This is a genomic window from Saccharopolyspora mangrovi, assembly GCF_035320975.1.
GTDB lineage: Bacteria > Actinomycetota > Actinomycetes > Mycobacteriales > Pseudonocardiaceae > Saccharopolyspora > Saccharopolyspora mangrovi.
In genome coordinates this window covers 23,600-48,723 of sequence record NZ_JAWLNX010000024.1, presented here as the reverse complement: position 1 = coordinate 48,723, position 25,124 = coordinate 23,600, and the positions used below count along the sequence as shown (strand labels likewise).

Below are 25,124 nucleotides of genomic sequence, written 5' to 3'. Positions count from 1 at the left end.
ATGGATTCGCTGAGCCTGCTTCTGGACGGTTTCGCCACCGCGCTCACGCCGATGAACCTGCTGTGGGCGGCGATCGGTGTGCTGCTGGGCACCGCGATCGGCGTGCTGCCGGGGATCGGTCCGGCGATGGCGGTGGCCCTGCTGCTGCCGTTGACCTACGGCTTGGAACCCACCAGCGCGTTCATCATGTTCGCCGGGATCTACTTCGGCGGCATGTTCGGTGGTTCGACGACGTCGATCCTGTTGAACACGCCGGGTGAGAGCTTCTCGGTGGTGGCCGCGCTGGAAGGAAACCCGATGGCCCGCAAGGGACGCGGGGCTCAGGCGCTGGCGGCCGCCGCGATCGGGCACTTCATCGGCGCGATCATCGGCGTCACGTTGCTGGCACTGCTGGGGCCCACGATCGCGGGTCTCGCGGTCAACATCGGTGCGCCGGATTTCCTGGCGATCATGGTGCTGGCCTTCATCGCGGTCACCTCGGTGATGGGTACTTCGCGGCTGCGCGGCTTCGCGTCGCTGCTGATCGGTCTCACGATCGGCCTGATCGGGCTGGACCAGATGACCGGTCAGCAACGGCTGACTTTCGGTCTGCTGCACTTGGCCGACGGCATCGACGTGGTGGTCGTGGCGGTCGGGTTGTTCGCGATCGGTGAGGCTTTGTGGGTCGCGGCGCACTTGCGCCGCACCAGCGGCAAGCCGATCCCGGTGGGGCGCCCCTGGCTGGGCGCTGCGGACGTGCGCCGGTCCTGGAAGCCGTGGCTGCGCGGTCCGCTGATCGGGTTCCCGTTCGGCGCGATTCCCGCGGGCGGTGCGGAAATCCCCACGTTCTTGTCCTATGTGGCCGAGCGCAAGCTGTCGAAGCACAAGGACGAGTTCGGCAACGGCGCGATCGAGGGCGTTGCCGGACCGGAGGCGACGGCGAGCGCATCGGCGGCCGGAACGATGGTCTCCATGCTGACCCTGGGCCTGCCCACGACCGCGACGGCCGCGGTGATGCTGGCAGCGTTCCAGCAGTACGGCATCCAGCCTGGACCGCTGCTGTTCCAGAAGGAATCGAACCTGGTTTGGGCGCTGATCGCCAGCATGTTCATCGGCTCGGTCCTGCTGTTGGTGCTGAACCTGCCGCTGGCTCCCGTCTGGGCGAAGCTGCTGCAGATCCCGCGACCGTACCTGTACGCGGGCATCCTGTTCTTCGCCAGCGTCGGCGCGTACGCGGTCGGCGGTGAACCGCTCGACCTGGTGGTGCTGTTCGTCATCGGCCTGATCGGTTTCGCGATGCGCCGCTACGGTCTGCCGGTCCTCCCGGCGATCATCGCGGTCATCTTGGGCCCGACGTCCGAGCAGCAGATGCGCCGAGCTCTGCAGATCAGCGACGGCAGCCTGAGCGGGCTGGTCAACACGCCGTTCTCGATCACGGTCTACTGCGTCGTCGCGCTGATCCTCGTCTGGCCGCTGCTGGCCAAGCTCCTGCCCGGCCGCAAGGCCGATCAGGAAGAGCCCCAGGAGGGGGAGCGGGTGGACGCCTGACCCCCGCAGGCGTTCCCGCCCGTTGAGGTGGCCCGGTCGAGGACCCCCGTCCGACCGGGCCACCTCTCCGCTTTTCAGGTGAGGTCGTCCTCGGCGGCATCGAGGGTGCTTCCTCCGGGGCGTCGGCGGCGCAGGTGGTGTCTGTGCAGCAGAAGCAGGCGATTCCAGGGCTGGAGCACAACATCGAGCAGCACGAGGACGTGGTGCGCTCCACCAGGCCCGAACCGCGATGGCCGCGCACCTGGAGGGAACCGCGTCGGTGCTGCGCGGTTTCCTTTCCTGACGCCGAAGGACGCGCGGACGCTGATCGGCACGGCTTGCGGGGTGTAACTACACTGGCCCGGGTGGTGGACTATCGGATCGACGACCTCGCCCGGGCAGCGGGAACGACGGTGCGCAACGTGCGCGTCTACCAGGACCGCGAGCTCTTGCCGCCACCTCGCAAGGAAGGTCGCACGGCGATCTACTCCGACGCGCACCTGACCCGGCTCAAGCTCATCATCAGCATGCTGGAGCGCGGGTACGCGTTCGCGCAGATCAAGGAGATGCTCGGCGCTTGGGAATCCGGTCGCAGCCTCGGTGAGGTGCTCGGTCTGGAAGAAGCGGTGGCCGACCGGACTTGGGCGGTCGAAGCGCCGCGCGCGGTGACGCTCGGCGAGCTGCGCAGGAAGTTCGGCAACCAGATCACCCCGAGCGCGATCAAGCGCGTCATCGACCTGGGGATCCTGGAGCGGCGTGGACGTGGGTTCGTGACCACGAGCCCGCTGCTCTACGACGCGGCGGCGGAGTTGGTCGACCTCGGCATCCCGCTCGCCGACACCCTGACGATCGCCGAAGAGCTGCTCAAGAAGGTCGACTCGCTCGGGGACGACCTCGCCGGCCTGGTGCGGCAGCACGTGGTCACGCGCGCGTCCAGCGCGGAGGAGGCCACCTCGTTCTACGGCGAGGTCATCGACCGGCTGCGGCCGCTGGTGTTCAACGCGCTGCAGGCGGCTGCGATCCGCTCCGCCGAGCGCCTGATCCCGGCCGTCGTCGGCGAGCGCATGGCCGAGGTCATGTCGCAGCGCACCGCCCCGGACGGCAGCCGGGAACCGGCCGGCAACTGAGCCTTCCGGGTGCCGTTGGTGATCCCAATGGGGCCGGTCATGCGGAAGTGAGGCGATTTCGCCCTTTCCCGCTCCTTTCTTCCTGGTGAGTTCCACCCTCGGGTCCTTCCCGACGCTTTCGTCAGTCCCTTGTGGACGGTTCAGCTGCGCGGTCGGGCTCTCGGCGCGAGTGCGCCGGTGTGGTCCGGAACGCTCTGATCATCGTGCCCTCCATCGGATCAGTCGTGACTGAAACCAGTCATCCCGCAGCGGGCCGGATTCCAGGTTTGACCGCGACCTGCGCGGGGTAGACCGGGTCCTGTCCCGGTCGGAGTGATCACCTGCCCGGAGGCGGTGATTACCCTTCTGGGACTGGCGACGGGTCCGTGTGAGACAACGGATTTGATCGCGGACATCCTCGATGAGCTGGAAGGCGCGAGAACATGACAGCGAACCCGGCCGGTTGGCGAGCTTCGTCGCGGTCTCAGAACGTGAGTTCCCGCCTCGAGGTCGGCCCCTTAAGAACCGGTGTTGCCGTGCGCGATTCGGCGCTCCAGGAAGGCGACCACATCACAGCATCGGCCGAGCAGTGGCGATTGTTCGTGGCTGCGGTCAAGGCCGGGCGTTTCGACCGGTGACGCGAGAAGGGGCTCCTCCGAGGTGCAACGGAGGAGCCCCTTCCCGGATCAGCTTCAGTTCTTTCCGAAACCCGCCCTGCGGAGGGCCTCGGCCATCGCGCCGCTGGGAGCGTCGTTGCGCTGACGGCCTCCGCCGCCGCCGCGGTTCTGCTTGCCGCCACCGCCGCGGTTGCCGCCACCGCGGTTCCCGCCGCCGTTGCCGCCACCGCCGTTGCGCGGGCCGTTGCCCCGGCCGCCGCCTGCGCGGGCGCCCTGCTCGGCCCGCTCGGGCTTGCCGCCCTTGCCGGGCTCGTCGTCTAGCCGCAGCGTCAGCGAGATCCGCTTGCGCGGGATGTCGACGTCGAGGACCTTGACTCGGACGATGTCACCGGACTTGACCACGTCGTGCGGGTCGTTGACGAAGTTCTTCGACATCGCCGACACGTGCACCAGGCCGTCCTGGTGCACGCCGACGTCGACGAACGCGCCGAACGCCGCGACGTTGGTGACCACGCCCTCCAGCGTCATGCCCTGCTGCAGGTCGGCGATCTTCTCGACGCCTTCGGCGAACGTCGCGGTCTTGAACTCCGGACGTGGGTCGCGGCCCGGCTTGTCGAGCTCGGCGAGGATGTCGGTGACCGTCGGCAGACCGAACTGCTCGTCCACGAAGTCCTGCGGGCTCAGCTGCTTGAGCAGCTTCGCGTTGCCGATCAGCGCGTCGATCTCGCTCTGCGTGCTCTGCAGGATCCGGTGCACCACCGGGTAGGCCTCGGGGTGCACGGCGGAGGAGTCCAGCGGGTCGTCGCCGTCGGGGATCCGCAGGAATCCCGCGCACTGCTCGAAGGCCTTCGGGCCCAGCCGGGCCACGTCCTTGAGCGCCTTGCGGTTGTGGAACGGACCGTTGCTGTCGCGGTGTCCCACGATGTTCTCGGCCAGCGTCTCGCTGATGCCCGAAACCCGGGTCAGCAGCGGCGCCGACGCGGTGTTGACGTCCACGCCCACGGCGTTCACGCAGTCCTCGACCACCGCGTCCAGCGAGCGCGACAGCTTCGACTCCGAGACGTCGTGCTGGTACTGGCCCACGCCGATCGACTTCGGGTCGATCTTGACCAGCTCGGCCAGCGGGTCCTGCAGCCGGCGCGCGATCGAGACCGCGCCGCGCAGCGACACGTCCAGCTCCGGCAGCTCCCGCGAGGCGTAGGCCGACGCCGAGTAGACCGACGCGCCGGCCTCGGAGACCGACACCTTGCTGAGCCCCAGCTCCGGGTGCTTGCTGATCAGCTCACCGGCGAGCTTGTCGGTCTCGCGCGAGGCGGTGCCGTTGCCGATCGCGACCAGGTCCACCTGGTGCTGCTGGGCCAGCGCGGCGAGCTTGGCCAGCGCCTGGTCCCACTGCCGCTGCGGCTGGTGCGGGTAGATCGTGTCGGTGGCCACGACCTTGCCGGTGCCGTCGACGATCGCGACCTTCACGCCGGTGCGGTAACCCGGGTCCAGGCCCATCGTGGCGCGGGAACCGGCCGGGGCGGCCAGCAGCAGGTCGCGCAGGTTCGCCGCGAACACCCGGACGGCCTCGTCCTCGGCGTGCTGGCGCAGCCGCAGCCGCAGGTCGACGCTCAGCCGGGTCAGGATGCGGGTCCGCCAGGCCCAGCGGACCACGTCGGAGAGCCACTTGTCGGCCGGGCGGCCCTGGGAGGAGATGCCGAACTGCTGGGCGATCCGCAGCTCGTAGGAGGTCGGGCCTTCGACCGGGGTGCCGTCGTCGGGCTCCAGCGAGAGCTCCAGGACCTCTTCGTTCTCACCGCGGAACAGCGCGAGGATGCGGTGCGAGGGCAGCGCGGTGAAGGGCTCGTCGAACTCGAAGTAGTCGGCGAACTTCGCGCCCTCGTCCTCCTTGCCCTCGCGGACCTTGGAGACGATCCGGCCGCGGGTCCAGACCTGCTCGCGCAGCTCGCCGATCAGGTCGGCGTCCTCGGAGAAGCGCTCCACCAGGATCGAGCGGGCGCCGTCGAGCGCGGCTTGGGTGTCGGCGACGCCCTTGTCGGCGTCCACGAAACCCTCGGCGGTGGCCTGCGGGTCGTTGCCCGGGTCCGAGAGGAGCTGGTCGGCGAGGGGTTCCAGACCTGCCTCGATGGCGATCTGGGCCTTGGTGCGCCGCTTGGGCTTGTAGGGGAGGTAGATGTCCTCCAGGCGCGCCTTGGAATCGGCGGCGTTGATCTGGGTTTCGAGCTCGTCGGTGAGCTTGCCCTGCGAGCGGACCGACTCCAGCACCGTGGCGCGCCGCTCTTCGAGCTCGCGCAGGTAGCGCAGCCGTTCCTCGAGCGTGCGCAGCTGGGCGTCGTCGAGCGCCCCGGTCACTTCCTTCCGGTAGCGCGCGATGAAGGGCACGGTCGACCCGCCGTCGAGCAACTCGACAGCAGAGGCCACCTGGCCTTCGCGGACCCCGAGCTCCTCGGCGATCTTCTGATGAACAGTCGTCACGTTTCCTGGTTCCGCCTTCTCTGCGATCTTCGCCAGATCCGATCGAGCATTGTGCCCGACCCGACACCAGCGCAACCGTGCCACTCGGCTCGGCGTGTCGGGTCAGCCGGGGTCCTCCGGCGTTCCGTTGCGACGTACCGGTTTCGAGACCTTGTGACCCTTGTCTCAGCGATCGACGGGACTGTATACATCTGTGGACACTCCGTTCGGCGTTGAACGAGGCGATCCATGCGGCCCTCTCCGGCGAAAGTGATCCCGTGGGTGGTGGCGGTGCTGCTCACCTGCGCCGTCGTCGTCACCGCCCCCGACGAGCGAACGCACGGCAGCCCGGTGGCGCAGCTGCTCGGCGACCGGCAGCTGCGGCTGATGGCGCCTGCCGCGCCCGGCGGCGGCTGGGACCAGACCGCCCGCGAGATGCAGAACGCGCTGCAGGACCAGGTCGGGCGCACCGAGGTCCACAACGTCACCGGCGCGGGCGGGACGATCGGGCTCAGCCAGTTCGTCCGCCACCAGAGCGATCCGACGCAGCTGATGGTGACCGGGCTGATCATGGTCGGCGCGGTGAAGGCCAACGGATCACCCGTCTCGCTCGACGACACCACACCGCTGATCCGGCTCACCACCGACGCCGAAGTCATCGCGGTGCCGAAGGACTCACCGATCCGCACGCTGCACGACCTCACCGCGCGCATGCACGACGACCTGCACGCGGTGTCCATCGCCGGCGGGTCGGCCGGGGGAGCCGAGCACATCCTGGCCGGCCTGCTCGCCCAAGCCGTCGGCGCCGACCCCGCGCAGCTGTCCTACGTCGCGCACTCCGGCGGCGGTGAACTGCTCAGCACCGCGTTGTCCGGGCGCGCCACAATCGCGATCTCCGGTGTCTCCGAACTGGAGCCGCAGATCACCTCCGGGCAGATGCGGGCGCTGGCGGTCTCCAGCGCGCAGCGGGCGCCGACGCTGCCCGACGTGCCGACGCTCCGGGAGAGCGGCCTGGACGTGGAGCTGGACAACTGGCGCGGCGTCGTCGCACCCGGGGACATCTCCCCGGAGCAGGAGCGGGCCCTGGAGCAGGCGCTGCTGGAGATGGCCCGCTCGCCGAAGTGGCGCGAAGCGCTCGCCGAGGAGGGCTGGGGTGACGCCACCCTCGGCGGCCCGGAGTTCGAGACCTTCCTGCGGCACGAGCAGGGCAGGGTGTCCGACGTGCTCGGCGAGATCGGGTTGGGGTGAGGGCCGTGCAGGACCGTCGAACCGCGCTGGCCACCGGACTGTTCGGGGCGCTGATGCTGGTCGCCGCCGTGGTGGTCGTCGTCGACGCGAGGCGGCTGCCGGAGCAGGACTCGGCGACGGGGCCTGCCGTCATGCCGCTGATCGTCGCCGCCCTGCTCGCCGCGGTCGGCTTCGGACTGCTCGTGCAGGCCGGGATCCGGCTTCGCGCAGCGGAGCCGACTCCGCGCTCCGGTGCCGGGTGGCGGGTGGTCGCGCTGGTCGGCGCGCTGCTGGCCTTCGCCGCGCTGCTGCCGCTGCTCGGCTACGTGGTCACCGCGACCGGGTTGTTCGTGTCCGCCGCGCTGCTGCTCGGCGCTCCCCGCCGCTGGGTGCTGCTCGCCTACGGGTGGGCGCTGGCAGCGGCGGTGTTCTTCGTCTTCGACCGGCTCATCGGGTTGAGCCTGCCCAGCGGACCTTGGGGTTTCTAGATGGAACAGTGGGGACTGCTGCTCGACGGGTTCGCCAGCGCACTCACGCCGGGGCACCTGCTGTGGGCGCTGGTGGGCGTGACCATCGGTACCGCCGTGGGGGTGCTGCCCGGCATCGGGCCGGCGCTGACCGTGGCGCTGCTGCTGCCGATCACCTTCCGGCTGGAGGCCTCCAGCGCGCTGATCCTGTTCGCGGGCATCTACTACGGCGGCATGTACGGCGGGTCGACCACCTCGATCCTGCTCAACACCCCGGGTGAGAGCGCCTCGATGGTGTCGGCGCTGGAGGGCAACAAGATGGCCCGGGCCGGGCGCGCCTCGGCCGCCCTGGCCACCGCCGCGCTCGGCAGCTTCGTGGCCGGGACCATCGGCACGCTGGGGCTGACGTTCCTGGCGCCCGCGGTCGCCGGGTTCGCCACCAGCTTCGGGCCACCGGAGTACGTGGCGCTGATGGCCGTGGCGTTCGTGACCGTCAGCGCGCTGCTCGGCCCCGACCTGCTCAAGGGCGTCGCGAGCCTGCTGGTCGGGGTGGCGGTCGGGCTGGTGGGCATCGACTCGCAGACCGGTCAGCCCCGGCTGACCTTCGGCGTGGACTCGCTGCTGGACGGCGTCGACGTGGTCATCGTGGTGATCGCGCTGTTCGCGCTCAGCGAGTCCTTCGGCCACCTGCTCAGCGGCACCGGCTCGTCGACCGTGCAGCCGCTGCGCGAGCGCGTCGTGCTCTCCCGCTCCGACCTGCGGCGTTCCTGGCCCGCGTGGTTGCGCGGCACCCTGCTGGGGTTCCCGATCGGCAGCCTGCCCGCCGGCGGCGCGGAGGTGCCGACGTTCCTGAGCTACAGCGTCGAGCGGAAGCTGACCAAGCACCCCGAGGCGGCGCCATCGAGGGCGTGGCCGGGCCCGAGGCGGCCAACAACGCCGCCTCGGCGGGCGTGCTGGTGCCGCTGCTGACCATCGGGCTGCCGACCTCGGCGACGGCGGCGGTCATCCTCACCGCGTTCCAGTCCTACGGGCTGCAACCGGGACCGGAACTGTTCGAGGAGTCCGGACCGCTGGTGTGGACGCTCATCGCCAGCCTCTACCTCGGCAACCTGATGCTGCTGGTGCTCAACCTCCCGCTGGTGCGGATGTGGGCCAGGCTGCTCACGATCCCCGCCTACGGCATCTACGCCGGGGTGCTGGTGTTCGCCGCGCTCGGCACCTACGCCGCCGGTGGCACGACCGGTGACCTGGTGGTCCTGTGCGTGCTGGGGCTGGTGGGACTCCTGATGCGCCAGGCCGGCATCCCGGTGGCCCCGGCGGTGGTCGGCCTCATCCTCGGCCCGATCGCCGAACAGCAGCTCCGCCGCGCCCTGACCATCTCCGAGGGCGACCCCGCGATCTTGGTCTCCAGCCCCATCACCATCACCCTCTGGGTCGTCGCCCTCCTCGCCCTCCTCCTCGCCATCGCCGCCCCGCTCCGCGGCGGGAAGGGGCGAGACCCGCGGTACTCGCGCTGACGAGCACCGCGGGTCTCGCCTCCCGCCGCGGAGGAGGTGGGGTGGTGACCGAGTGGGGACGTGGTGTGGTTAGGATTCGGCGAACTCCGGGGCTGTTTCACGGCGCGTAGTCGAATATGTGGGCATTGATACCCGATAGGGTGAAACTAGGTAGTCGTCTAGGTATAAACCTCGATGGCAGACCACGCTCCGTCGCGGAGTGTGGGGCTCGTGAATCCCGAGACCCCCGACCACAGCAGATCCCCCGAAAACAACGATCACGCCTCGACCCCCAAGAACGAGGCGACCGAGGGTGGGCGGCACGCCAAGGCGGCGGGCGCTGACAGCGGTCCGCGCATGGCAGCGGATCGCGTTGGCCAGTGGCTCGCACCGCTGCTCCAGCGCCTGATGCAGTGGCTCTCGCCGCTGCTGCAGCGCGTCCAGAACGCCCCCGCCGTGCGGCGCCTCCGGGAGAGGGTTGCGCCGCACGTCCCCGAGTCAGTCAAGAGCGCTTCCCGCCTGCGCCCCGTGCAGGTGGGTGCCGGAGTGGCCGCCGTCGGCGTCGTCGGCCTGATCATCGGCGGCCTCGCCGGTGGTGGCGACCAGCGCGACGTCGAGGAGGCCGCCGTGGCCGCCCCGATGCAGGCGCAGCAGGCCCCGGTCCAGCAGGCACCGGTCCAGCAGGCCGCCCCGCAGCCCGCCGAGCAGAAGAAGGCCGAGCCGCCGCAGACCCGCGCGGAGACCAAGTCCGAGACGAAGTCCGAGGCCAAGTCGGAGGAGCCGAAGAAGGAAGCTCCGCTGGGCCCGCCCATCGAGGGCATCGACGTTTCCAACCACAACGGGAACATCGACTGGAAGAAGGTCGCCGAGGACAACAAGAAGTTCACCTTCGTGCTGGCCAGCGACGGCACCAACTTCACCAACCCGAAGTACTCCCAGCAGTACCACGGTGCCAAGGACGCGGGTCTGATCGCCGGCGCCTACCACTTCGCGCGGCCCGACGACTCCGACGGCGCGACCCAGGCCAACCGGTTCCTGGACATCATCGACTACAAGAACGACGGCAAGACCCTGCCGCCGGTCCTCGACCTCGAGGTCGACCCCAACGGCGGAAGCTGCTACGGCAAGAGCGTCGACGGGATGCACCAGTGGACCAAGTCGTTCAACGACACGGTCAAGCAGCGCACCGGCAAGGACCCGATCATCTACGCGAACCCGTCCTTCTGGAAGCAGTGCATGGGCGGCACCGACTCCTTCAGCAACCACAACCTGTGGCTGGCCGCCTACGAGGTCGACAGCCCCACGGTGCCCAAGGGCTTCCAGGACTGGGACTTCTGGCAGTACACCGACAAGGGCAAGGTTGCCGGCATCAGCGGCAACACCGACATCAACCAGTACAAGGAAGGCATCGAGCGGCTCAAGCAGCTCGCCAGCTGACCGAGTGCTGCAACCACGCGGAGCGGGTCGTCCATCGCATGGGCGGCCCGCTCCTTCGCGCGTGCGGGGGAAAGGTGGCTGCGGCCGGTTTCCCCACGCGCCAAGGGCGATATTCTCGTGATCGGCGATCACCCGATCGGAGGGCGCAGCGGAATGTCACGGTGGGAGCAAGAGGTCACTCGAGCGAGGCGGTTGCTGCTCGACAGTGATCACGACGCCGCGGCCCAGGCGTTACGCACCGTGCTGGACGAAGGCGACTACGAAGCCGCCGCCCAGGCCGGGCTGATGCTCGGCGCGATCCTCACCGAGAACGACGACCTCGCCGCCGCCCGCGACGTCCACCAGCGGGTGATTGATTCCGGTCATCCCGTGCACGCCCAAGCCGCTGCTCTCGCCCTCGGCCACCTGCTGCTCAACACCGGGGAACTGCCCACCGCCCAGGTGCTGCTGCGCTTCGCCACCGAGGGCGCCGAACCCGACGAGGCCGGCCGCGCCGACGTCCTGCTGGCGCAGGTGCTCCAGCAGCTCGGCGACATCGGCGGCGCCCGCGAGGCCCGCACCCGCGCGCTGTCCTGCGGCGACCCCGCCGTCGTCGAGGCCGCCCAGCAGCTCAACCTGCCGCCCGAGCGCACCGAGGGGACCGAGTTCCTGCAGATCGCCTACCAGCGGGCGCTGGCGATGCTGGAGCAGGGACGCGACCACGACGCCGAACCGCTGCTGCGCAAGCTCCTCGACAGCGGGCACCCGCACTACGGCTCGCTGGGCGCGGGCAAGCTCTACGCGCTGCACGTCGACGACACCGACGTCACCAGGGGACTGGCCGAGCGGATCATCGAGCTCGGCCACCCCGAGCACGTCGCGTGGGGTCACGTGCTGCTGGGTGGCGTGCTGGTCGCGCTGGACGACCCGGCCGGGGCCGCGCAGGTCTACGAGCGCGCAGCGCAGGACCCGCGTCCCAGCGTGCGACTGCGCGCGCTGATCCAGCTGAGCCTGCAGCTGCGCCGGGTCGACGAGCTCCCGCGGGCCCGTCGAGCGCTGCAGCGCGTCATCGACAGCCGTCACCCCCGCTTCAGCCTGGAGGCGCTGGGCGTGCTGGCCGAGCTGCAGCGCGACACCGGCGACATCGCGGCCGCGATCGAGACGTTCGGCCTGGTGGTGGACTCCGGGCATCCCGACAAGGCACCGCGTGCCGCGTACCACGTCGGTGTGCTGCGCTACGAGCAGGGCGATCAAGCCGCCGCGGTGGAGGCCTTCCGCTTGGCCGCCGAGGCCGAGGACACCAACGTCGCGCACGAGGCGGAATTAGCCCTGTCCACGATGGACTTCGGCGAGGTGGGCGCGGAGGACACCGCCCCACCGGCCGAAACCGAGCCTGTCGAACCGGTCGAGCTGGAACGCCGGGCGCGGCAGGCCGCAGCCTCCGGCGACATCGTCGCAGCGCGGGAGGCCTACCAGGGCCTCATCGACGCCGATCCGGAAAACGGCTCGAACGCGCGGATTTCGCTCGCCCTCGCCGAGGCCGCGCTGGGCGATCCGGCACGCGCCCGGCAGCTGCTGCGCGGGCTCGCGGCCGAACCCGGGCCCGAGGCGCGGCACGCCGCGTTCATCGACGCGTTGCTCCAGGAACCCGCGGCGCGCGGCGTGCTCCCGGTGCTGCTGCGCCTGGAGCGCGATGAGGAGTCCGAAGTGGACGCCATGCTCGCCGGTGCTGAACCGGCGGTGTGCGAACTCGCCGAGGCCGCCCGCGCCGAACGCACCGGCCGCGCACCGGCCGAGGAGCTCGCTCGCCTCGCCGAGTCGCCGAACGCGCTGGTCGCCACCGCCGCGCGCAACGCGCTCGCCGAGGACCTGCTGCGGCGCGACGAACCGGAGCAGGCGCGCCGACTGCTGCAGCGCGTGGTCGACGAGGGCCATCCCGCGCTGCGGCCGTGGAGCGCCGGTCGGCTCGGTGAGCTGCTCATGGAGCACGGCGACCCGGACGGCACCATCGCCGCGTTCGAAACCGCGCTGGCCACGCGGCATCCGGCGATCCTCGGCGAGGCGTTCGGCAAGCTCTCGCTGATCTACCGCACGCTGGAGCGCCACGGGGCGTTGATCGACCTGTACCAGCGCACCGCGGACAGCGGGCACGCCGAGTACGGGCCGCGCGCGGCCTTCCTGCTCGGTGAGCACCACGTCGAGCGCGACCGCCTCGACCAGGCGCTGGAGATGTTCACCCGCGCCGCGGGGTCGTCGTCGACGGTGGCTCCGGCGGCGGTGTTCGCGATGCGCGCGCTGCGCCAGGAGCTCGATCCGGCGCGCGCCAGCTTCAGGTGGCTCGCGGACGATGACGAGCAGCACTTCACCGTCAGCCAGCTGTGCCTCAGCCTGGCCCACAGCTACCTGCGGCGCGGTGTCCCGGAGTTCACCGGCTGGGCGCTGGAGCTGCTCGCCGAGTCCGGGCACGTGAAGCTGCGGCAGCGCGCTCTGCTGTTCCTCGGTGCGCTGCGCGAGGAGAACGGCGACGGCGATGCGGCTCTGGACGCCTGGCAGCAGGCCGCCGAGGGCACCGACCCGGAGGAAGCCGCCGTCGCGAAGGTCAGCATGGCGGATCTGCTGCAGCGCGGCGGAAAACCCGAGCACGCGGCCGAGCTGCTCGCCGAGGTCGCCGCTGCCGGGGTCGGCAGCTCCGAGCAGGCCGCCGCCCGGCTCGCCGAGGTCCGGGCCAGCACGCCCGAACCGGAAACGCCTGCGCAGCAGGAGGACGCCGACGAGCGCGCGCACCGGCTGCTGCGCCAGGGAGATGTCGAGGCCGCACGGGCAGTGGTCGCCGAGCACTACGCCTCCGAGCTGGTCGCGGACTTCTGGTGCGCGGCCTGGACCGACCTGTCGGTGGCCGCCCGCGTCCTGGCCGGTGCGGATGACGAGGACGCGCGCGTCTGCTCCGAGCTGGGCCTGGACTTCGGTCGCCGCTCGCAGGCCGCGGGCGGCTCGGACGCACCCGCGTTCTTCCGCCTGGTCGCCGACCACGGTCACCCCGTCGCGCTGCCCAAGGCGCACATAGCGCTGGGCAAGCTCGCCGACGGGCGCGGCGAGCACGCCATCGCGCTGAGCTGGTACCGACGTGCGATCCGCACCGGTGAACCCGCCGCCATAGCGCGCGCCGGGGTGCTCATGGCACAGCTGCTGGTCCGGGTGCACGACCTCAACGGCGCCATCGCTGTCGCCCGCCACGCCAAGGTCGAAGGCGCCGGAACGGCCGCCGTGGAGGCCGGTGTGCTGCTGGGGCACCTGCAGCACCGGGTCGGCGAGGCGGCCTCCGCCGAGCAGACCTGGGACGAGACGGAGCGGGCCGCGGACTCCGCCGAGATCTTCGGCGTGGCGTTGCAGCGTCGCATCCGGGCCGTCGGCGAGGCCGCCCCCGAATCGGCGGAGATGCTGGCGCGCGCGGCCGAGTGCGAGGACCCGGCCACCGCGGTCCTGGCGCACCTGATGCTGGCCGACCGCGCCGGCGACCGGACCGAGAAGGTCGGCTGGCTGGAGCGCGCGGCCGCGATGGGCGTGCCGGTGCACTCCGAATCCGCCCGCGGCCGGCTGGGCGAACTGCTGCTGGAGGACGGCGACAAGGACGCCGCGAAGCAGCACTTCGAGCGGGTCAGCCATTGCCAGGACCCGGAGGTCGCCGCGCGCGGCGAGTTCGGCATCGGCTTGATCCGCTACGAGACCGGCGACCTGCCGGGCGCGGTGCACGCGTTCGTCAAGGCCGCCGGGCACGTGCCCGAGGGCGAGCTGGGGGAGGACGCGCTGAACAACGTGCGCGTCGTCCTCGACGAGCAGCGCGGTCACGGCGATCACCTGGAGGCCGCCGACACGTTGCGCCGGATGACCGCGGTGGTCCCGGAGGCGCACGTCGCGGAATGGGCGCAGGAGACGGGTTCGGCCCTGCTGGCCGACGACGACGCCGACTCGGCGCTGGTGTACCTGCGGTGCGCGGTGGAGATCGGCGCGCCCGACCCGACCCCGGAGGCCGTGCTGGCCCTGGGCGAAGCGCTGCACCGGCGTGGCGACCTCGCCGGTGCCCGCCAGGCCTACGAACGGGTCCTGGGCGCGGACGAGCACCTGGCCGCCCAGGCGAACTACCGGCTCAACGAACTGCGGGCGGCCGAAACCCCGGTCGGCAGCAGGGAAGCGCGCTGAGTCAGACGCGGATGAGCGGCTCGGGCAGCGCGAGGACCCGATCGACGACGTCGATGACGTCACCGGTGATGCGCCAGTAGGCTGCGCTGCTGTCGGTGCGGATCTCGCCGCGGCGCGGGACCCGCGCGGCGCGGACGTGGTCTTCGGCCAGGACTTCGACGATGTCGATGACGTCGCCGTGCGGGCGCACGTAGATCAGCGCCTCGAGTTCGCCGGTGCCGTCGCGCACCGGTGGCATGAGTTGGAAGCCGCGCAGCACCAGCTGGCGCAACCACATGCTCGGATCGGGTTCGCCCGCATCTTCTGACGAGAGCATCTGCAGCCCCCAGATTCTTCGTCGCAGCTCATCGGCACGTGGACGTGCGATCGCCAGACTTTAACACAACGGAGAGCTACCGGTCGATCACGGAAAGTGAGTGCACGAGGAGTTCGCAGGGCGAACGCTTTTCGACTCGGTACAACCAAACGCTTGCTTGTTTTCGACCTCGCGCGGGGACTACTCTGAATCGGCCACTGGTGGCGACGAAAGGGACTCCTCATGGCGGAGGCTTACATCATCGACGCGGTTCGCACGCCGGTCGGTAAGCGCGGCGGCGGGCTCAGCGGGATCCACCCGGCGGACCTGTCCGCGCACGTGCTGCAGAACCTGGTGGACCGCACCGGAATCGACCCCGCGGCGGTCGACGACGTGGTCTGGGGCTGCGTCGACACGGTCGGCGCGCAAGCGGGCAACATCGGCCGCACCGGCTGGCTCGCGGCCGGCTACCCCGAGCACGTTCCCGGCGTCACCGTGGACCGCCAGTGCGGTTCCTCGCAGCAGGCGGTGCACTTCGCCGCCCAGGGGGTGATGTCCGGCGTCAACGACCTGGTCGTCGCGGGCGGCGTGCAGAACATGACCGCGATCCCGATCGGCAGCTCGCTGCGCGGCTCCGACCAGCTCGGATTCCCCCGCGCCTACGGGCCGGACTGCGGTTCGGAGGGCTGGGCCAAGCGCTACGGCGACGAGGTCGTCACCCAGTTCCGGGGCGCCGAGCTCATCGCCGAGCAGTGGGACATCTCCCGCGCGGAGATGGAGGAGTTCGCGCTGACCAGCCACCTCCGCGCGATCGCGGCCATCGACGGCGGGCACTTCGACCGCGAGACCGCACCGCTGGCGGGCGTCGAGCACGACGAAGGGCCGCGGCGGGACACCGACAAGGACAAGCTCGCCGGGCTCAAGACCCTCAGCGACGGCGGACGGCTCACCGCGGGCGCGGCCAGCCAGATCTCGGACGGTTCGGCGGCGCTGCTGGTGGCCTCCGAGCAGGCCGTCGAGCAGCACGGGCTCACCCCGCGCGCCCGCGTGCACCACATGAGCGTGCGCGGCGACGACCCGGTCAAGATGCTGACCGCGCCCATCCCGGCGACCAAGCACGCGCTGGACAAGACCGGGCTCAAGGGTTCGGACATCGACGTCGTGGAGATCAACGAGGCCTTCGCCAGCGTCGTGCTGGCCTGGCAGAAGGAGATCGACATCGACCCCGCGAGGGTGAACCCCAATGGCGGTGCCATCGCCCTGGGGCACCCGCTCGGCGCCACCGGCGCGAAGCTGATGACCACGATGCTCCACGAGCTGGAACGCACCGGCGGCCGCTACGGCCTGCAAACCATGTGCGAAGGCGGCGGAACCGCCAACGTGACCATCATCGAGCGGCTGTAGGCGGAGGCGACGTGGCGATCAACAGGGACTACATCGGCTTCGAGTTCACCTCCGACGAGGCCTACGAGGTCACGCGCGGCAAGATCCGCGAGTTCGCCGACGCCGTCGGCGACCCGAACCCGGCTTACCGGGATCGGGCCGCCGCTCGCGCGCTGGGGCACCCGGACGTGATCGCGCCGCCGACCTTCGGGATCGTGGCCACCGGTGCGGCATCGGAGAAGAACCCGATCCTGCGCCCGGACTTCGGGCTGAACTACCGGATGGTGGTGCACGGCGAGCAGAAGTTCAGCTACCGGCGCCCCATCCGGGCCGGGGACGTGCTCAGCACCAAGGGGCGGATCGCGGAGATCCGCGACGCCGGGCGCAACGAGCTGGTGCGCATCGAGACCGAGATCGTCGACGCCGACGGCGACCTGGTCGGAACCGCGGTCAACACGATCATCTCTCGTGGGACCGCAGAGGGAGGGCAGTGACCGTGGCCGCGAGCGTGGCGTTCGACCAGGTCGAGGTCGGAACCGAGATCCCGCCGCAGCGCTATCCCATCCAGCGGCTGACGCTGGTGCGCTACTGCGGCGCCTCGGGCGATTTCAACACCATCCACTGGAACGAGCGGATCGCCAAGTCCGCCGGGCTGCCCGACGTCATCGCGCACGGCATGCTCACGATGGCCGAAGCGGCGCGGCTGGTCACCGATTGGGCCGGTGACCCAGGCGCGGTGGAGGAGTACGGGGTGCGGTTCGCCAAACCCGTTGTCGTGCCCGACGACGACACCGGCGTCGAGGTCGAGGTGGCCGGCCGGGTGACCGAGAAGCTCGACGGAAACCGCGCGGTGGTCGAGCTCTCGGCGACCTCCGGCGGCGTCGACGTGCTGGCCCGAGCCCGCGCGGTGGTCCGGCTCTCCTAAGCGGTGAGCAGTGTTGCGCGGTGGTTGCTCGGGGTGCCGAACAGCTGGCTGGCGGCGTGGGCGCGCTTGAGGTGCAGGTGCGCTTCGTGCTCCCAGGTGATCCCGATACCACCGTGCAGCTGCACCCCTTCGGCGGCGATCGCGCAGTAGGCCTCGGTGCAGGCCGACTTCGCCATCGCCGCCAGCTCGCCGGCCCGCTCGTCCTGCGTGGACACCGCCCAGGACGCGGCGTAGGACAGCGACCGGGCGGATTCCACGGCCACGTAGCAGTCGGCCAACCGGTGCTTGAGCGCCTGGAACGAGCCGATCGGGCGGCCGAACTGGTTCCGCACCTTGGTGTACTCGACCGTCTCGTGCAGCCACCGCTGTGCCGCCCCCACCGACTCCGCGGCCACCGCAGCCGCGGCGACGTCGGAGATGCGCTGCATCGACGGCGTTCCCAGCAGGCGCGCGGGGGTGCCCCGCAGGTGGACCTCGGCCATCCGGCGGGTCAGGTCCAGGGGAGTGGTCGCCGCGGTGTCGGGCTCCTCGACCTCGAACAAGGCGGGTCGCCCGTCGGCGGTGGCCAGCACCAGGACGGTGTCGGCCTGCGCCCCGTCGAGCACGTGCACCTTGCGGCCGTCGAGCAGCCACGCATCGCCGTCCTGGCGGGCGGTGGTGGCGAAACCCTCACGCGCCCAGCCGGTTCCGGGCTCCGCCCAGGCCAGGGAGATGACCTGCTCGCCCGAGGCGATGCCCGGGAGCAGCCGCTCGCACGCCGCCCGGTGCCCGGTGGCCAGCACCGCCTCCGCGGCGAGCACGACGCTGCCCAGGAACGGGATGTCCGACAACCGCCGCCCGAGCTCCTCGACGACGATCAACGTCTCCAGCAGGCTGAAACCGCCGCCCCCGAACTCCTCGGGGATCCCCAGCGAGTGCGCCCCCACCTGCTCGGCAAGCTGCGACCACACCTCCCGGTCGAAACCCTCGGCCACGACATCGGGCTCCCGAACCTCAGGGCCGCCGCGGCGGTTCACCAACCGCCGCACGACCTCCCGAAGTTCCTCCTGCTCCTCGGTGAAAGCGAACCGCACTACAACCTCCCAGCTCCGCTGCTCGTCCACGTCGATTCGGTCCCGCGGCCCGGCGAGGTCCCCGATATCAATGGAAATCAGGAATCCGACTTCCATTGAAATCGGGGACCTCCTCGGGTCAGGGGCTTCCGATGGGGGTTTCCGGGTCGGTGGCCAGGGATCGGGCGACGCGGCGTCGGTGCCAGGTGGGGGTGCCCCAGGACTGGCGCAGCGCTGCGGTCTTGGTGAGGTGGCGGTGGAGCTCGTGCTCGGCGGTGTAGCCGATGGCGCCGTGGACCTGCAGCGCGGTGCGGGCGGTGAGGTGGGCTGCCTCGCCCGCGGCGAGCTTGGCCGCCGAGGCGTCGCGCCCGCCGTGGGCGCTGCCCGCCGTCAACGCCGCGCCCCGGACGAGGGGCCGCGCGAACTCCAGCTGGAGCAGGGCGTTGGCGAGGTGGTGCTTGACCGCCTGGAACTCCCCGACCGGCCGGCCGAACTGCTGCCGCTGCATGACGTGCTCGGTGGCCAGGTCGAGCATCCGGTGCCCGAGCCCGAGCAGGTACGCCGCGCAGCCCAGCACCGCGAGGTCGAAGGCCCGCTCGAGCTCCGCCCCGGCGACCTCCTCGCCAGCGGTGGCCCGCACCTCGAACAACCGCCGCGCTGGGTCGAAGGATTCCGCGCGCTGCCACGAGACCCCGGTCAACCGGCGGGTCGATCCCGGCCCGCACGCGTAGACCTCGTCGGCGAGGTCGGCGTCGAGCGCGCGGGGCACGTGCGGTTCGACGATCGCCGTGCGCACCGCCGCGTCGGCGGTGAGCTCCGGCAGCAGCGCGGGCAGCAGCGCCAGCGACTCGATCACCGGGCCGGGCAGCCCGGCGTAGCCGCATTCCTGCAGGCAGAGGGTCAGTTCCACGGGGCCGAGACCGAGCCCGCCGCGCTCCTCCGGCAGCGTCACCCCGGTGACGCCGAGGTCGGCGAGGCTCTGCCACAGCTTCCGCCAGCCCTCGGCGTCGCCGCCGGACCAGGCGTGCGCGATGCCCGGCACGTCGGCCGCGGTGAACACCGAGCGCAGGGTGTCGGCCATGTCCTGCTGCTCGGCTTCGAGCACGAACCTCATCGCGACCCCCTCGGCAGGCCGAGCACCCGCTCGGCGGCGATGTTGCGCTGGATCTCGTTGGTCCCGGCGTAGATCGGCCCGGCCAGCGAGAACAGGTAGCCCTCGACCCACGAGCTCGTCTCCGCCTCCGGACCCAGTAGGTCCCACGCGGTTTCGTGCATCGAGGTGTCCAGTTCGGACCAGAAGATCTTGTTCAGGCTCGCCTCCGCGCCCAGTCCGGCGCCGTCGAGGACCTTCGTGACCGTCTCGAACGTCGCCAGCCGGTAGGCCTGCGCGGAGATCCACGCGTCGACCACCCGGTCGTCGTCCAGCGCGCCGGGGACCTCGGTGAGCCGTCGCGCGGTGGCCAGGAAGCGGCCGGGGCTGCGCAGCGTGAGACCGCGCTCGTTGCTCGCGGTGCTCATCGCCACCCGCCAGCCGTCGCCGACCCCGCCCAGCACGTCCTCGTCGGGCACGAAGACCTCGTCGAGGAACAGCTCCGCGAACGCCGGTTTGCCGTCGATGCGCTGGATCGGGCGCACCGTCACGCCGGGCGCGTCCAGCGGGAACAGGAAGTAGGTCAGCCCCTTGTGCCGGGGCGCGTCGGGGTCGCTGCGGAACAGGCCGAAGGCGATGTCGGCGAAGGCCGCGCGCGAACTCCACGTCTTGTTCCCGCTGAGCAGCCAGCCGCCGTCGACGCGCCGCGCGGTCGAGCGGATGCCGGCCAGGTCGCTGCCCGCCTCGGGCTCGGACCACGCCTGCGCCCAGATGTCCTCGGCAGCAGCCATCCTCGGCAGGTAGCGCTGCTTCTGCTGCACCGTCCCGTGCTCGAAGAGCGTGGGAGCCAGCAGGAAGATGCCGTTCTGGCTGACCCGGCCGGGCGCCCCGGCCGCGTAGTACTCCTCCTCGAAGATCACCCACTGCAGCAGCGAAGCCCCGCGACCGCCGAACTCCTGCGGCCACGACACCACCGACAACCCCGCCGAGTGCAGCAGCTTCTCCCACTCGCGGTGCGCGGCGAACCCCTCAGCGGTCTCCAGCGACGGCAGCGGTTCGGCGGGCACGTGCTCGCGCAGCCACGTCCGCACCTCGTCGCGGAAGGCCAGATCGGTGTCCGAGAACGACAGATCCACGGCTCACCCACGCTCCTCGTTGGACTTCTTCATGCTGCGCGCGTCCATGCCCGCCAGCGAGTCCTTGCCGACCTCGGCGTTGTGCGCGTGGGCGAAGTGGTGCAGGCCGAACACCGAGTCCATGCCGCTCTGCATGCCCATCAGGTCCTCGGCCTGGTTGATGGCCTTCTTCGTCAGCGACAGCCCGAACATCGGCATCTCCGCGACGGTGCCGGCCAGCCGCATCGTGGCCTCGGAGAGTTCTTCGCGCGGCACGACCTCGTTGACCATGCCGACCTCGTAGGCCCGCTGCGCGCTCATCCGCTTGCCGGTGAACAGGAACTCCTTGGCCACCCGAGGGCCCAGCACCCACGGGTGCGCGAAGTACTCCACTCCCGGGATGCCCATCTTGACCACGGGATCGGCGAAGAACGCGTCGTCGCTGGCCACGATCAGGTCGCACACCCACGCCAGCATCAGGCCCCCGGCCACGCAGGCGCCCTGCACCGAGGCGATCGCGGGCTTGGGCATCTCCCGCCACCGGCGGCACATGCCCAGGTAGACCTCCTGCTCGCGGGCGAAGCGCGATTCACCGCCGCTGCGCGTGGTGTGGTCCCACCACAGTCCGGCGCGGCGCGGGTAGCTGACGTCGATGTCGCGCTCGGGGGAGCCGATGTCGTGCCCGGCGGAGAAGTGCTTGCCCTCGCCCGCCAGCACGATGACCTTGACCCGGTCGTCCTCGCAGGCGCGGTAGAACGCGTCGTCGAGCGCGTAGGTCATCACCGAGTTCTGGGCGTTGCGGTAGTCGGGCCGGTTCATGGTCACCACGGCGATCTGGTCGCGGACCTCGTAGTGGACGACCGCTCGTTCTGCTGCCATCGGGCGCTCCTAGCTCGGCCTTGCGATTGCGGCACGTCGAGGTTAGCTGAACAAGCAAGTGCTTGGTAGAGTGACGACGCGGGAACGACGCCGAGGAGGCGGTTGTGGACCTCACCGACAGCGCCGGGGAAGCGGCCTTCCGCCGCGAAGTCCGGAAGTGGCTGTCCGAGCACCTGACCGGCGAATTCGCCGACGCGCGGGGGCTCGGCGGCCCGGGCCGCGAGCACGAGGGCTTCGACGTGCGGCTGGCCTGGGACCGGCTGCTGGCCGAGCACGGCTGGACCTGCCTGGGATGGCCGGCCGAGTACGGCGGGCGCGAAGCCACCGTCGGGCAGCAGATCATCTTCCACGAGGAGTACGCGCGGGCCCAAGCGCCCGTCCGCGTCGGCCACATCGGCGAAGAGCTGCTCGGACCCACCCTGATGGCCTTCGGCAGCCCCGAGCAGCAGAAGCGGTTCCTGCCCGAGATCGTCGGCGCGCGCGAGCTGTGGTGCCAGGGCTACTCCGAGCCCGGGGCCGGTTCCGACCTGGCCAACGTCGCCACGACCGCGCGCCTGGAAGGCGACGAGTGGGTGCTCAACGGCCAGAAGGTGTGGACGTCGATGGCGCACGTCGCCGACTGGTGCTTCGTGCTCGCCCGCACCGATCCCGATGCGCGCCGCCACCAGGGGCTGTCGTACTTCCTGGTGCCGATGGGCCAGCCCGGCATTCGGGTGCGGCCGATCATGCAGCTCACCGGCACCTCCGAGTTCAACGAGGTGTTCTTCGACGACGCCCGCACCGCGGCCGGGCACGTCGTCGGCGAGGTCGGGCAGGGCTGGAAGGTCGCGATGGGCACGCTCGGTTTCGAGCGCGGCATCGGCACCGTCGACCAGCAGGTCGTCTTCCGCCGCGAGCTCGCCGAGATCACCGAGCAGGCCCGCGCCCACGGCGCGCTCGACGACCCGCTGCTGCGCGACCGCGTCGCCCGCGCCTGGACCGATCTGGAAGCGTTGCGCTGCACCGTCTTCCGGCTGCTCGGTGCCGAAGGGCCACCCGGGCCGGAGTCCTCGGTGGTCAAGCTGCTGTGGTCGAACTTGCACCGCGAGCTCGGCGAGCTCGCGATGGCCGTGGCCGGGCCCGCCGGGCTCGTCGCCCAGGGCGAGCCGTACGACCTCGACAGCGGGCAGCGGCTGTTCCTGTTCACCCGCGCCGACACGATCTACGGCGGCTCCAACGAGATCCAGCGCAACATCATCGCCGAGCGGGTGCTCGGCCTGCCGCGCGAACCCCGACCCCAGGAGGGCACCCGATGACCCAGGCACCGCCCGCGCACGGGCTGCTCAACGGCAAGACCGCGGTCGTCTCCGCCGCCGCGGGCACCGGCATCGGCTCGGCCGTGGCGCGCCGGATGCTGGAGGAAGGCGCCCAGGTGCTGATCAGCGACCGGCACGAGCGCAGGCTCGCCGAGACCTGCGCCGAGCTCGCCGAGCTGCCCGGCGCCAAGGTCGCCTCGGTGGCCTGCGACGTCACCGACGAGTCCCAGGTGCAGCGCATGTTCGACACCGCGACCAGCACCTTCGGCCAGGTCGACGTGGTGGTCAACAACGCCGGGCTGGGCGGGACGGCCTCGATCCTGGAGATGACCGACGAGCAGTGGGACAAGGTCGTCGACGTCACCCTCGGCGGCACCTTCCGCTGCACGCGCGCCGCGACCCGGCTGTTCCGCGAGCAGGGCAACCCCGGTGTGGTGGTCAACAACGCCTCCGTCGTCGGCTGGCGCGCCCAGGCCGGGCAGTCCCACTACGCCGCCGCCAAGGCCGGTGTGATGGCCCTGACCAGGTGCGCCGCGATGGACGCCGCCGAGCTCGGGGTCCGGATCAACGCCGTCGCGCCAAGCCTGGTGATGCACGAGAACCTGGCCAAGGTCACCTCCGACGACCTGCTGGCCACGCTCACCGAACGCGAGGCGTTCGGCCGCTCCGCCGAGCCGTGGGAGATCGCCAACGTGATCGTCTTCCTCGCCTCGGACTACTCGACGTACCTCACCGGCGAGGTCATCTCGGTCTCCAACCAGCACCCGTGAACCCTCCGGCGCGCCCCGCCGGAGCGGCTTTGAGAGGATGGCCTCGTGGTCTCGACCAAGCGCTTGTCCGCACGCAACCGCCCGGCGCGGGAGAACGGCTCCGAACGTCGCGCCGAACTGCTCGCCATCGCCGGCGAGCTGTTCGCCACCCGTGGGTTCCTGGCGACCACGGTCCGCGACATCGCCGATGCAGCCGGCATCCTCTCGGGGAGCCTCTACCACCACTTCGACTCCAAGGAGGCGATGGTGGACGAGATCCTGCGCGAGTTCCTCGACGACCAGCGGCAGGCCAACGCCAAGATCATCGAGGAGGCGCCGGATCCGCGCACCGCGCTGACCGAGCTGATCAAGCGGTCCTACTCGGCGCTGCGCAAGCACCCGGCCGCCATCGCGATCTTCCAGAACGAGGCCAACTACCTGGCCCAGTTCGAGCGCTTCGACTACCTGCCCGGGGTGGCCGACGAGTTCGAGAAGACCTGGCTGCGCGTGCTCCAGGAGGGCCAGAAGGCGGGTGTCTTCCGCGAGGACCTCAACCTCAAGCTCACCTACCGCTTCATCCGCGACACCGTCTGGACGACGGTGCACTGGTTCAACCCGAACGGGAAGCTGAGCATCAAGTCCATCGCGGACCAGTACATCAACATTCTCTGCGACGGCATCGTAACCCGCTGACCAGCGGTAACGCTCCTGGTCGCGTGGGGGATTCGAATTTCGCGCGAAATTCGAGTGCGAACTTCGGAGGTCGAACTTCGCGCGAAATCGTGGTCAGGAGGTCAGGGGCCCCGCGGTCCGGCGGAGGGTGCTGGCCGCTTCGGTGATCAGGGCGTCGATGAGCTTCTCGCAGCTGGGGAGTTCGTCGATCATGCCGACGACCTGGCCCGCCGGCAGGACTCCCGCCTCGGGATGGCCGTCCACCAGGGCCGATTTGATCAGCATCGGGGTGTTGGCCGCCAGCAGGACCCGGTTGAGGGGGAGCTTCTGGGCCTTGCGCATGGCCAGGCCGTCGCTGGCGAGCTGCCGCCAGGTCATGCCGGTGAGCGACTTGAACGCCACCGCCTGGCGCAGCGCGCGGGGGAGGCGTCGGAGCAGGCCCTGCGACTCGGCGGAGTCGGTGAGGTCGGTGCGCAGCATCCGGTGCGGCAGACCGTCCACCTTGGACGTCACGACCGTGTCGCCCACCTGCGCCTCCAGGTAGGAGCGCTTGACCTCGTCGGGAACCCGGCTGTCGGTGGTGAGCAGGAAGCGGGTGCCCATCGCCACCCCGGCCGCGCCGTAGCACAGCGCGGCGGCCAGCCCGCGTCCGTCGAAGAACCCGCCGGCGGCGATCACCGGGATGTCGACCGCGTCCACGACCTGCGGCAGCAGCAGCGTGGTGGCGACCGGACCGGTGTGCCCGCCGCCCTCACCGCCCTGCACCAGCACGGCATCGGCGCCCCACGCGGCGACCTTCTCGGCGTGCCGCCGGGCCCCGATGGACGGGACCACCACGACCCCGGCGTCCTTGAGCTTGCCGATGAGCCGCTGCGACGGCGCCAGCGCGAACGAGGCCACCTTCACGCCCTCGCGGATGAGCAGGTCGACGCGTTCCTCCGCATCACCGGCGTCCGCGCGCAGGTTCACCCCGAACGGCTCCCCGGTGCGCTCCTTGACCTCGCGGACCGCGTCGGTGAGCTGCGGCAGCGTCATCGTCGCCGAGGCCAGCACGCCGAGCCCGCCCGCGTTGGCGGTCGCCGAGACCAGGCTCGGCCCGGCGACCCAGCCCATACCGGTCTGCACGATCGGATGACGCACACCGGTCAGGTCGCACAGCGGCGTGCGCAGCTGCTGCTCG

Annotated in this window: 20 protein-coding genes and 1 pseudogene; 14 read left to right on the top strand and 7 right to left on the bottom strand. The window is 70.9% G+C overall.

Features of this window, described 5'->3' with window-relative positions; translation table 11 throughout:
- The 3 genes from R4I43_RS26945 (at position 1) to R4I43_RS26935 (ending at position 3,250) form a co-directional block, all read left to right on the top strand.
- Positions 1–1,527 (top strand): tripartite tricarboxylate transporter permease, encoded by a 1,527-nt coding sequence (locus R4I43_RS26945; RefSeq protein ID WP_324268490.1) that lies wholly within the window; start codon positions 1–3, stop codon positions 1,525–1,527.
- Positions 1,528–1,871: 344 nt separating this feature from the next.
- The gene (locus tag R4I43_RS26940) at positions 1,872–2,633 is read left to right on the top strand and encodes a MerR family transcriptional regulator (RefSeq protein ID WP_324268489.1); all 762 of its coding nucleotides are present in this window, start codon (positions 1,872–1,874) and stop codon (positions 2,631–2,633) included.
- 422 nt (positions 2,634–3,055) lie between these two features.
- Positions 3,056–3,250, top strand: a complete 195-nt coding sequence (locus R4I43_RS26935; RefSeq protein ID WP_324268488.1) for a DUF397 domain-containing protein — start codon at positions 3,056–3,058, stop codon at positions 3,248–3,250.
- Between the two features lie 54 nt (positions 3,251–3,304).
- Here R4I43_RS26935 and R4I43_RS26930 read toward each other — a convergent pair whose 3' ends face one another.
- Entirely contained in the window at positions 3,305–5,707 is a 2,403-nt protein-coding gene (locus R4I43_RS26930; protein ID WP_324268487.1) for a Tex family protein, read from the bottom strand.
- A 228-nt stretch (positions 5,708–5,935) separates the two neighbouring features.
- On the opposite strand from R4I43_RS26930, the gene R4I43_RS26925 reads away from it, so the two are divergent.
- The 5 genes and pseudogenes from R4I43_RS26925 to R4I43_RS26905 all read left to right on the top strand — a co-directional run bounded on the left by R4I43_RS26925 (position 5,936) and on the right by R4I43_RS26905 (position 14,489).
- Entirely contained in the window at positions 5,936–6,934 is a 999-nt protein-coding gene (locus tag R4I43_RS26925; RefSeq protein ID WP_324268486.1) for a tripartite tricarboxylate transporter substrate binding protein, read from the top strand.
- A 5-nt stretch (positions 6,935–6,939) separates the two neighbouring features.
- Positions 6,940–7,401, top strand: coding sequence for a tripartite tricarboxylate transporter TctB family protein (locus R4I43_RS26920; RefSeq protein WP_324268485.1), 462 nt, complete (start codon positions 6,940–6,942; stop codon positions 7,399–7,401).
- Positions 7,402–8,897, top strand: a pseudogene (locus tag R4I43_RS26915) (tripartite tricarboxylate transporter permease).
- A 210-nt stretch (positions 8,898–9,107) separates the two neighbouring features.
- Positions 9,108–10,313 carry a lysozyme gene (locus R4I43_RS26910; protein ID WP_324268484.1) on the top strand — a complete coding sequence of 402 codons (1,206 nt, stop codon included), beginning with the start codon at positions 9,108–9,110 and terminating at the stop codon, positions 10,311–10,313.
- Positions 10,314–10,505: 192 nt separating this feature from the next.
- Positions 10,506–14,489 carry a tetratricopeptide repeat protein gene (locus R4I43_RS26905; protein ID WP_324268483.1) on the top strand — a complete coding sequence of 1,328 codons (3,984 nt, stop codon included), beginning with the start codon at positions 10,506–10,508 and terminating at the stop codon, positions 14,487–14,489.
- A 1-nt stretch (position 14,490) separates the two neighbouring features.
- Here the strand turns inward: R4I43_RS26905 and R4I43_RS26900 are convergent, their stop codons facing one another.
- Positions 14,491–14,805, bottom strand: coding sequence for a hypothetical protein (locus R4I43_RS26900; protein ID WP_324268482.1), 315 nt, complete (start codon positions 14,803–14,805; stop codon positions 14,491–14,493).
- 222 nt (positions 14,806–15,027) lie between these two features.
- Here R4I43_RS26900 and R4I43_RS26895 point away from each other — a divergent pair, with 222 nt between their 5' ends.
- Genes R4I43_RS26895 through R4I43_RS26885 form a run of 3 tightly spaced genes read left to right on the top strand, consistent with a single transcriptional unit; the run spans position 15,028 to position 17,092 of the window.
- Positions 15,028–16,188, top strand: coding sequence for an acetyl-CoA C-acetyltransferase (locus R4I43_RS26895; protein WP_324268481.1), 1,161 nt, complete (start codon positions 15,028–15,030; stop codon positions 16,186–16,188).
- 11 nt (positions 16,189–16,199) lie between these two features.
- The gene (locus R4I43_RS26890) at positions 16,200–16,661 is read left to right on the top strand and encodes a MaoC family dehydratase N-terminal domain-containing protein (protein ID WP_324268480.1); all 462 of its coding nucleotides are present in this window, start codon (positions 16,200–16,202) and stop codon (positions 16,659–16,661) included.
- Positions 16,658–17,092, top strand: a complete 435-nt coding sequence (locus R4I43_RS26885) for a MaoC family dehydratase (RefSeq protein ID WP_324268479.1) — start codon at positions 16,658–16,660, stop codon at positions 17,090–17,092. The genes R4I43_RS26890 and R4I43_RS26885 overlap by 4 nt, the downstream gene beginning before the upstream one ends.
- On the opposite strand, the gene R4I43_RS26880 is transcribed toward R4I43_RS26885, so the two are convergent.
- From R4I43_RS26880 to R4I43_RS26865, 4 genes are all read right to left on the bottom strand, one after another.
- Positions 17,089–18,165 (bottom strand): acyl-CoA dehydrogenase family protein, encoded by a 1,077-nt coding sequence (locus tag R4I43_RS26880; protein WP_324268478.1) that lies wholly within the window; start codon positions 18,163–18,165, stop codon positions 17,089–17,091. The two genes, R4I43_RS26885 and R4I43_RS26880, sit on opposite strands and share 4 nt — an antisense overlap.
- A gap of 118 nt (positions 18,166–18,283) precedes the next feature.
- A complete protein-coding gene (locus R4I43_RS26875) occupies positions 18,284–19,258 on the bottom strand; it encodes an acyl-CoA dehydrogenase (protein ID WP_324268477.1) in 975 nt (324 codons plus the stop codon).
- Positions 19,255–20,370 (bottom strand): acyl-CoA dehydrogenase family protein, encoded by a 1,116-nt coding sequence (locus R4I43_RS26870; RefSeq protein ID WP_324268476.1) that lies wholly within the window; start codon positions 20,368–20,370, stop codon positions 19,255–19,257. The genes R4I43_RS26875 and R4I43_RS26870 overlap by 4 nt, the downstream gene beginning before the upstream one ends.
- Before the next feature lie 3 nt (positions 20,371–20,373).
- Positions 20,374–21,228, bottom strand: coding sequence for an enoyl-CoA hydratase (locus R4I43_RS26865; protein ID WP_324268475.1), 855 nt, complete (start codon positions 21,226–21,228; stop codon positions 20,374–20,376).
- Between the two features lie 104 nt (positions 21,229–21,332).
- On the opposite strand from R4I43_RS26865, the gene R4I43_RS26860 reads away from it, so the two are divergent.
- Genes R4I43_RS26860 through R4I43_RS26850 form a run of 3 tightly spaced genes read left to right on the top strand, consistent with a single transcriptional unit; the run spans position 21,333 to position 23,965 of the window.
- Positions 21,333–22,523: an acyl-CoA dehydrogenase family protein gene (locus R4I43_RS26860; RefSeq protein WP_324268474.1), complete on the top strand. Its 1,191-nt coding sequence runs from the start codon at positions 21,333–21,335 to the stop codon at positions 22,521–22,523.
- The gene (locus R4I43_RS26855; RefSeq protein ID WP_324268048.1) at positions 22,520–23,293 is read left to right on the top strand and encodes an SDR family oxidoreductase; all 774 of its coding nucleotides are present in this window, start codon (positions 22,520–22,522) and stop codon (positions 23,291–23,293) included. Before R4I43_RS26860 ends, R4I43_RS26855 begins: the two co-directional genes overlap by 4 nt.
- A gap of 45 nt (positions 23,294–23,338) precedes the next feature.
- On the top strand, positions 23,339–23,965 hold the full coding sequence (locus R4I43_RS26850) for a TetR/AcrR family transcriptional regulator (protein WP_324268049.1): 627 nt from the start codon (positions 23,339–23,341) through the stop codon (positions 23,963–23,965).
- A gap of 93 nt (positions 23,966–24,058) precedes the next feature.
- Here the strand turns inward: R4I43_RS26850 and R4I43_RS26845 are convergent, their stop codons facing one another.
- Positions 24,059–25,114, bottom strand: coding sequence for an NAD(P)H-dependent flavin oxidoreductase (locus tag R4I43_RS26845; protein WP_324268150.1), 1,056 nt, complete (start codon positions 25,112–25,114; stop codon positions 24,059–24,061).
- Positions 25,115–25,124 lie beyond the last annotated feature (10 nt).